This window comes from Moraxella boevrei DSM 14165 (genome assembly GCF_000379845.1).
GTDB lineage: Bacteria > Pseudomonadota > Gammaproteobacteria > Pseudomonadales > Moraxellaceae > Faucicola > Faucicola boevrei.
In genome coordinates this window covers 99,182-108,015 of record NZ_KB903811.1, presented here as the reverse complement: position 1 = coordinate 108,015, position 8,834 = coordinate 99,182, and the positions used below count along the sequence as shown (strand labels likewise).

7 protein-coding genes are annotated in these 8,834 nt (G+C 40.9%); 3 read left to right on the top strand and 4 right to left on the bottom strand.

The window, feature by feature from the left end:
- Positions 1 to 746: EF-Tu C-terminal domain-related protein (locus A3G3_RS0112240; RefSeq protein WP_026212945.1), on the top strand; the 746-nt coding region annotated here is incomplete at its 5' end.
- Between the two features lie 135 nt (positions 747 to 881).
- Positions 882 to 1,352, top strand: coding sequence for a ribosomal protein S18-alanine N-acetyltransferase (gene rimI, locus A3G3_RS0112235; protein WP_019520813.1), 471 nt, complete (start codon positions 882 to 884; stop codon positions 1,350 to 1,352).
- Here rimI and aat read toward each other — a convergent pair.
- The 3 genes from aat to trxB all read right to left on the bottom strand — a co-directional run bounded on the left by aat (position 1,335) and on the right by trxB (position 3,437).
- Complete coding sequence (gene aat / locus A3G3_RS13805; RefSeq protein WP_019520812.1) at positions 1,335 to 2,105, bottom strand: leucyl/phenylalanyl-tRNA--protein transferase; 771 nt, start codon at positions 2,103 to 2,105, stop codon at positions 1,335 to 1,337. The two genes, rimI and aat, sit on opposite strands and share 18 nt — an antisense overlap.
- A 216-nt stretch (positions 2,106 to 2,321) precedes the next feature.
- On the bottom strand, positions 2,322 to 2,456 hold the full coding sequence (locus A3G3_RS14880; RefSeq protein WP_019520810.1) for a hypothetical protein: 135 nt from the start codon (positions 2,454 to 2,456) through the stop codon (positions 2,322 to 2,324).
- 12 nt (positions 2,457 to 2,468) lie between these two features.
- Complete coding sequence (gene trxB, locus A3G3_RS0112215; protein ID WP_019520809.1) at positions 2,469 to 3,437, bottom strand: thioredoxin-disulfide reductase; 969 nt, start codon at positions 3,435 to 3,437, stop codon at positions 2,469 to 2,471.
- Between the two features lie 125 nt (positions 3,438 to 3,562).
- On the opposite strand from trxB, the gene A3G3_RS0112205 reads away from it, so the two are divergent.
- Positions 3,563 to 6,643, top strand: coding sequence for a DNA translocase FtsK (locus A3G3_RS0112205; RefSeq protein ID WP_019520807.1), 3,081 nt, complete (start codon positions 3,563 to 3,565; stop codon positions 6,641 to 6,643).
- Positions 6,644 to 7,046: 403 nt separating this feature from the next.
- Here the strand turns inward: A3G3_RS0112205 and A3G3_RS0112195 are convergent, their stop codons facing one another.
- A complete protein-coding gene (locus A3G3_RS0112195; protein ID WP_019520805.1) occupies positions 7,047 to 8,717 on the bottom strand; it encodes a GAF domain-containing hybrid sensor histidine kinase/response regulator in 1,671 nt (556 codons plus the stop codon).
- Positions 8,718 to 8,834: the final 117 nt, after the last annotated feature.

Sequence of the window (8,834 nt, the reverse complement as noted above, 5' to 3'; positions counted from 1 at the left end):
TCGTAGAAATGGAAGTACGTGAACTACTATCTTCTTACGACTTTCCTGGTGACGACACCCCAATTATCAAAGGCTCAGCTCTAGAAGCCCTAAACGGCGGTGACGGCAAATACGGCGAACCAGCAGTTCTAGAACTACTAGACACGCTAGACAGCTATATCCCAGAACCAGAACGTGCCATTGACAAAGCATTNCTAATGCCAATTGAAGACGTATTCTCAATCTCAGGACGTGGTACTGTCGTAACAGGTCGTGTAGAATCAGGCATCATCAAAGTAGGTGAAGAAATTGAAATCGTTGGTATCAAACCAACCATCAAAACCACCTGTACCGGTGTAGAAATGTTCCGCAAAATGCTAGACGAAGGTCGTGCAGGTGAGAACTGTGGTGTATTACTACGTGGTACAAAACGTGAAGAAGTACAACGTGGACAAGTATTGGCAAAACCAGGCTCAATCAAACCACACACCAAATTTGACGCAGAAGTATACGTACTAAGCAAAGAAGAAGGCGGACGTCACACCCCATTCCTAAATGGCTACCGTCCACAATTCTACTTCCGTACCACTGACGTAACAGGTGCAATCACCCTACCAGAAGGTACCGAAATGGTAATGCCTGGTGATAACGTTGAAATGGCAGTAGAATTAATCCACCCAATCGCAATGGACCAAGGGTTACGCTTTGCAATCCGTGAAGGTGGTCGTACTGTCGGTGCTGGTGTTGTTGCTAAAGTAACCGAATAAAAATAACTGGGTAATCGTAAGGTTATCGGTGATTTGGTAATACCAAACCAAAAAAGAGTCGCTTAGGTGGCTCTTTTTTTATGGCTTGAGTTTGGTAGATATTTTTTATTTTGAAAAAATGTTTTGGGAAATGTAATGAGCGAAGTGATGAGCAAAAAGTTTTTGCAAAAAGATGATTTGAATGAAAGCTATTTACAGCAGATTAGCGAGATTGAACAGAGTTTATTTGTAGATGCTTGGTCGCAAATAACGATTACCGACTTATTAAAAGATGATTTTCATCAGTTAGTTTTTTTGCTAAAAAATAAGGTAGCGGTGGGTTATTGTCTATATAACCAAGTCTTTGAAAATGCAGAGATTTTACGCATTGCCACACATTCCAATTATCAACGCCAAGGCATTGCCACTCAGTTGTTAGAACACATTTTTGACCATTTAAAATTAGCAAATGTTGACGGTATATTGCTAGAAGTGCGAGAAGATAATGGGTCTGCGATTGCGTTTTATCATCAATTTGGTTTTGAGCAGATTGCTATTCGTAAAAATTATTACCAAAATGCGGATAATAGCCGAATCGATGCGTTGATTTTACGACGGTTGTTTTAAGTGTAACTGATTGCTTTTATTAATAATCGGACAATTTAATAACAAGTCTTTCACTGTAAATTTTTGCTCAAAAATCGCTGACCAATCGCAACTGGCTTGGTGAATTTGTTTGGGCAAATCAGTTAAAAATTGTTCACGGCTAATCACATTTGCCCCAAGACTTAACAGATGTGCGTTAGGTAATTGACAATCTACCCACGCAAAATCGGATAATTGACAAATTTTCATTAAGGCAAAAAATGCTACTTTAGAAGCGTCCGTAACTTTGTGAAACATACTTTCACCAAAAAAAGCTTGTCCTAGTTTGATACCATATAATCCGCCAATCAGTTGCTTATCTTGCCAAATTTCCACGCTGTGAGCATCGCCTAAATGGTGTAATTGGCTGTAAGCGTTAATCATATCGCCAGTTATCCATGTGCCATCGCTATAACTGCGAGCCTCGCTACACGCATTGATTACGGCAGAAAAGTCACGGTTTAGGGTAAATGTCCAATTGCTGTTTTTGAGTTTGCGAGCAAGGGTTTTGCTGGGCGAGAAGGTGTGTGGATAAATTACGCAACGTGGATTTGGTGACCACCACATAATCGGACTTTCATCGTCAAACCACGGAAAAAAGCCGTGTGCATAGGCGTAACGCAAAGTTTTTGGTGATAAATCCGCTCCGATAGCGATTAGTCCATCTTTATTTTGGCTAAATAATGGGTTAGGGAAGTCATAATCACAAGGGTAGCTAAGATATTGATTTAACATCAATTTTTATTATCCGAATTTTTAAGCTTATTTTTATGCTTGTCTATCATGGCTTGTTGCCATGCTATTTTTTCTTGGTTAATGAGTGTTGGATTGGCAAAATTTGACAAAAAACCTGTTATGGATTTTTCAATTTTCCTTGTTTGGTGAGCGTTTTTGATGTTGAATTATTCATAATAATTAAAGTAAAGATTGATTTATTTTTGAAAATTAAAGTCAATTTCTACTTTTTACAAGTCGTTCCAACGCCAATTTATCCCAATACAAATCACAACGTAATTGCATTAAAAACGAACTGTTTTCACCGTCAAATTTACGTTGCAAAATTTCATAATGGGATAAATTTGTCATGTCAACCATTGTTTAAGGATTTTCGGTCAATCCGTCTAAATACCGTTCGGCATCTAACGCCGACATACAGCCTGTCCCTGCGGAGGTAATCGCTTGGCGATACTGATGGTCGGCGACGTCGCCACAAGCGAACACACCTGCGACACTCGTTGCGGTAGCGTTACCGTCAAGTCCGCTATTGACCACGATATAGCCGTCTTTCATGGTGAGTTGTCCGACAAAAATGTCGGTATTTGGCTTGTGTCCGATTGCTACAAACATTCCTGTGGCGTTGATTTGTTTGGTTGAGCCGTCATTGACATTCTCAATGATAACGCCTGTTACCCCTGTTTGGTCGCCAATAACTTCTTTTATTTGGGCGTGCCATTCAATGTTGATATTGCCGTTTTGTTGTTTTTCAAATAGACGATTTTGCAAAATCTTTTCGGCACGCAAGCTATCACGGCGATGAATAAGCGTCACGTGTTTGGCAATATTGGATAAATACAACGCTTCTTCAACGGCGGTATTTCCCCCACCGATGACCACAACCTCTTGATTTTTATAAAAAAAACCATCACAAGTTGCACAAGCGGACACACCTTGACCCATAAACTTTTGTTCACTTTCCAACCCCAAATATTGTGCTGATGCCCCTGTTGCGATGATTAACGCATCACAGCTATAAGTTTGGCTGTTGCCAGTTAATTGAAAGGGGCGTTGGTTCAAATCCACCGCATGAATGTGGTCATAGATGATTTGTGTGCCAAAATGCTCCACATGGGCTTGCATACGGTTCATCAGCTCCGTGCCTGTCAAGCCGTGGGCATCACCCGGCCAATTTTCGATGTCGGTGGTGGTGGTGAGCTGTCCGCCGACTTGCAGTCCTGTAATAATGACAGGATTTAGGTTGGCACGAGCGGCGTAAACCCCTGCGGTATAGCCTGCTGGTCCTGAGCCTAGAATGATGAGTTTGTGGTGAATAGTGTTGCTATCAGTCATGATACTGCCCTTAATTCAATTTAATTGGTAAAACTTAGTACTAAGATAAGGGGTTTTGTCCAAAATAGCAAGCTTTGACGGTAATTTTTTTTTGTGGTGATTGGATTTTATAATCATCTGATTTTATGATAAAATTTGCCATTGATTTTCGCTACTTTCCTGTTTTTGCTATTTTTTCATTTCCCCAAAAGGTGAATATGTTGTCGCATTATTTTCGCTCAAGTTTTTTGACGTTTCTTTGGTTAGTTGTTGCGGTGTTGCTGTTTATGTCGCTGATGAGTTATTCTGCTAACGACCCCAGTTGGTCGCACGCCAGTAATATTACGAGTGAAGTCAGTAACTTGGCTGGCGAAGGTGGGGCGTGGTTGTCCGATATTTTGTATACGTTTTTTGGCGTGTCAAGTTGGTGGCTAGTGCTAGTGGCGTGCTATGAAGGTTGGCGTGCATGGTTTCGTCATACCGAGCCACATGGTGCGTTGCGGTTGCTTGGTTACATTTTTTTGCTGTTGGCAAGTTCGGCATTGATGAGTTTGTTGCCGTTTCGTTGGTTCAGTCAAGGGCTGATTGGGCAAGTGGTTGGGCAAGGTTTGCAAAATTTGTTAACTATTGTTGGTGCGTTTATCTTTTTATTGGTGTTTTTGCTTATCGTGATGACGTTTAGTTTTGATTTAAAATGGCACAAGATTTTGGCAAAAACCCCATTGGCAAGCCTATTTAAACAGCCACAAAATGCTGAAAAGCCAATTGCTAACGAAACTCAAGCAAAAACCGAAACCGACAATCCACAATTACCATTAACGTTTGACAATGATTTGCACGTAGATTGGGCACAAGAAACACCAGAAAGTGAGATTATTCAACCGATTATTAGCGAAAGTAATTCGTCTAAAAATCAAACTTATGTTGATAATCAACAAAGCCCGCTCGATGACTTTTTGGATGAAACGGGCTTTAGTGAAACCAAAGAATTTGAATGGATGGATAGCAACGAAGGGGTGAACCCGTTCCGTCCGATTAGTTCGGCGTATTTGGCAAACAGTAAATTAACCAAAAAATTAAATGCCAAACTCAAGGGTGAAACCATTCCTGACACGTTACAAGCCAATCTGCAACTGCAAACACCGCAAGAAGTGCATTTTGAAAGTGATTTTTCAGGTGAGTTTGATAATCAAATTAATCAAACTCAGGCGAACCAACTTGATAACAATGACGATGTGTTTGACACGCTGATGAATGCCACGCAAGGCTTGGCAACGCTGAACACGAGCAATCACTTTCAAGAGAGCTTTGATAATACTTTGCCCAAAATGGGGATTGGTGAAGATGTAATAACCACCATTCAAGTTAATAATACGAGTGTGAATGCAAATGTAGCGGGAAATACAGCAGAGCCGACAAAAGTCCAATCAGTTGCCGAAATTTTGGGTTTGCGAACTGTTGCCACTAATTTAACTTTGCAAAATAATATTGAGCCACAAGTATTTGATAAGATTGATAATGTGTCGGTTGATGATCGCATTGAAGACATTGATTTTGTCAATGATGCGTTTGAAATTGACAAGACATTACCAACAAAATCCGTGGCCGAGCGAGCGGTGGATTCAGCAGAATTTGACACACCAAACACGGTTGAACCTGTGGCAAATCCGTTGGATATTCATAATGATGCGTTATTTGTCGGTAAATCTCGTGCCATACAAACCGCCCAATACCGCGCGGATTTGCCTGCATTGCCATCTATCACATTACTGGATTTGCCCGACCCAAACCGAAAACCAAGCTACACACGAGAAGAGTTACAACAATTATCCGAATTATTGGAAATAAAATTGCAAGATTTTGGGGTAAAAGCCCAAGTAGTGAACGCCCAAATGGGTCCAGTGGTTACCCGTTTTGAAGTAGAGTTAGCAGCAGGTGTGAAAGCTAGTAAGGTCACAGGTATCGCCAAAGATTTGGCACGTTCGTTGTCCATGGCATCGGTGCGGGTGGTAGAAGTTATCCCCGGTAAGCCATATATCGGCATTGAAGTGCCAAATCCAAAGCGTCAAATGGTGCGATTAATTGAACTGTTAAAAACCGAAAATTACCAAGACCCCAAAGCTCATCTAAGTATGGCAATGGGCAAAGATATCGCAGGGCGACCTGTGATAACTGACCTTGCCAAAGCCCCGCATATGCTCGTGGCAGGGACGACAGGGTCTGGCAAATCCGTATTGGTAAACTCGCTTTTGCTATCGCTTTTGTTAAAATATACACCAAGTCAGTTACGCATGATTTTAATTGACCCTAAGCAGTTAGAGCTAGCAAATTATAATGATATTCCCCATTTGTTGACCCCTGTAGTAACCGATATGACCGAAGCTGCCAGTGCCTTGTCATGGTGTGTTGGCGAAATGGAACGCCGTTATCAGCTGATGTCGCTATTTAAAGTGCGAAAACTTGATGAATTTAACAAAAAAATTATCACCGCAGAAGAACAAGGACACCCACTACTTGACCCACTGTGGCGTATTCATGACAGCGTTAGCCAAGACAAACCACCAAAACTAAAACCACTACCGCAAATCGTGATTGTCGCTGATGAATTTGCGGATATGATTATGCAAGTGGGCAAACAAGCCGAAGAGCTGATTACTCGCCTTGCCCAAAAATCGCGTGCTGCAGGTATTCACTTGATTTTGGCGACCCAGCGTCCATCTGTGGATGTGATTACAGGTTTGATTAAAGCCAATATTCCTGTGCGGATTGGCTTGCGTGTCAACTCAAAAGTGGATTCTCGTACGATTTTGGATGCAGGTGGGGCGGAAGATATGCTTGGGCATGGCGATATGTTATTTTTAGGGCCAGGGCAAATTGAACCAATCCGTGTACATGGACCTTTTATCAGTGACGAAGAAGTGAACCGTATCTGTGATGCGTGGCGGGAGCGTGGGGCTCCTGACTATATTGACAATATGTTTGATAATTTTGAATTGTCTGCACCGACAGGCGGCAGCGAAAGCGGTGGCGGTTCTAGCGGTGATGATGACCCATTGTATGACGAAGTGGTCGCCTTTGTGATAGAAAGTCGCAAAGTATCAGCATCCAGCATCCAACGCAAGTTTAGCATTGGTTATAACCGTGCCGCTAGGATTGTGGATGCGATGGAGTCGGCAGGCTTGGTGAGTGCCATGGGTAAAAGTGGCAAACGTGAATTGTTGGTGTAAATTGCCAACAATTTATCTGCTTGATTTTTATCAACAAATGAATACAAATCATGAATTTGATTTGGCGTAACGCCTAACACCCCGTCAATGTGCTGGAGTTCGCTTTATTTTTTGTTAAAATTATTGGTAAATTGCACCGACAAGCTATTCATGGTTTTATACTCATCAACAGTTTTTCCGCCCAATTATTGTGCTTTTGTCAACACTTTACTTGGGCTTTTTTATTGGTATCAAAAAACACGCTAAAAATTGCATTAGCAAGACTATTAACGGCTTTTAACGATGGTTCGTTTATTGTCGGCATGGCTTGAATTGTTTAGCCCATGTTAAATTTTTTGATTACCAATGGATAACTAAGTTAATGATAACTAAGCTAATTTTGCACGCAAATTTACGCCCAAATTTACGTATAGTTTTTTAACCAAGTTTGTATCATATTATCTAAAAACTCAGGTTTATACGGCTTGGTGCAGTAGTCTTGCATGCCAACTTTTAGGTAAATATCTTTGTCGCCGTGCATGGCGTGAGCAGTTACCGCAATGATTGGCGGTAATTTGTCAAAGCGTTTTTTGAGTTCTTTGGTGGCTTGCACGCCGTCCATAATCGGCATTTGATGATCCATCAAAATTACCTGATATTTATCGGGATTATCGCTAAACAGATTTACTGCCTCTTGACCATCTTTTGCCAAATCCACCGTGTAGCCGAATTTTTTTAACGATTTTATCGCAACCATGGCATTCAGTTGATTGTCTTCAGCAAGCAAAATATGAGCAGGCAAGCGGATTTTGCTTTGGCTAAGAAAATCATCATTGATACACAAGGATTGATAATCGCCATCGCTCAACATTTCAAACGGCAAACACAAGCTAAAAGTTGAACCTTGACAGATTTTGCTATCAACCGTAATCGTTCCGCCCATACCTTCGGCTAACGCCTTGCACACCGACAAACCAAGCCCTGTACCACCATACACACGGTGGGTGAATTTGTCTGCTTGATTATACGCATCAAAAATCACCGCTTGCGACTCGGCACGAATACCACAGCCTGTGTCAATCACTTGCAATTTGATTTCGCAATCATCAGCACCATTAATCGCTTGTAGCCTAACTTTACCACCAGTTGGGGTAAATTTTATCGCATTATTCACCAAATTTACTAAAATTTGACGCACACGAACAGGGTCAGTTTTGACAAATTTCGGCAAATCCTGCGGATAATCAAATATCAAATCAATGCCATTTTCATACGCGGTTAAATGAAAAATTGCGATAACTTGTTCGCATACATCTTTTAAATTAATTGCCGTTTTGGTAAATTGCATTTTGCCTGATTCAATTTTGGACAAATCCAAAATATCATTGGCAATATTTAACAAATGTTCGTTAGAATTTTTTAGATGGGAAATATATTCTTGTTGTTGTGGACTCACAGGCGTTTGCGACAACAAATCTAACATTCCTAGAATGCCATTCATGGGTGTGCGGATTTCGTGGCTCATATTTGCCAAAAATGCTGATTTGATTTCATCGGCACGTTGGGCTTTTTGTTTTTGCAAACGTGATTCTAGGGCATCACCAACTAGCTTGGCGAATTGTTCCAGCATTTCAACTTGCTTTTCACTAAATTCAGCACGTGGTAGCGTATCAAACACACATAATGCCCCCAATGCAAATTCTTCACCTTGAGCATTTTTTACCAAAATTGAAGCCCCTGCATAAAAACGCAAAAACGGCTCACTAACCACCAATGGATTTTTTTTGAAACGACTATCCAGTAACATATCTAAAATAACCAAGGTTTTACTATCAGCTATGGTGTGATTACAAATCGCAATATCACGTGGTAAAATGCTCATCTGACAACCTACACTAGATTTAGCAAACTGGGTGTCTTTATCAATAAAGGTAATACCTGCCATACTCGTTTGAAAAAAGCACTGTGCTAACTGGGTAATACGATCAAACGCAGGCTCTTTCTCACTAAACATAATTTGGTATTGAGCGAGTTGAGCCAAGCGTTCAGGTTCATTGAACGCGATAGGCACAGATGGAATTTGACATTCGTTCACAGTAATTTCCCCAAATAGTTACTTTTAACAAGAATATTCAACAAAAAGTTGTTTTTTTAGTGGTAATTGTTATCGTTATGGGTGCTAAACTTAATGCTGGCACCTAATTACTAAAAA

Bases quoted from the DNA above. Each gene is read 5' to 3' on its own strand.
- rimI (WP_019520813.1), top strand. From the start codon at position 882: ATGAGCGAAGTGATGAGCAAAAAGTTTTTGCAAAAAGATGATTTGAAT.
- aat (WP_019520812.1), bottom strand. From the start codon at position 2,105: ATGTTAAATCAATATCTTAGCTACCCTTGTGATTATGACTTCCCTAAC.
- A3G3_RS14880 (WP_019520810.1), bottom strand. From the start codon at position 2,456: ATGACAAATTTATCCCATTATGAAATTTTGCAACGTAAATTTGACGGT.
- trxB (WP_019520809.1), bottom strand. From the start codon at position 3,437: ATGACTGATAGCAACACTATTCACCACAAACTCATCATTCTAGGCTCA.
- A3G3_RS0112205 (WP_019520807.1), top strand. From the start codon at position 3,563: ATGATAAAATTTGCCATTGATTTTCGCTACTTTCCTGTTTTTGCTATT.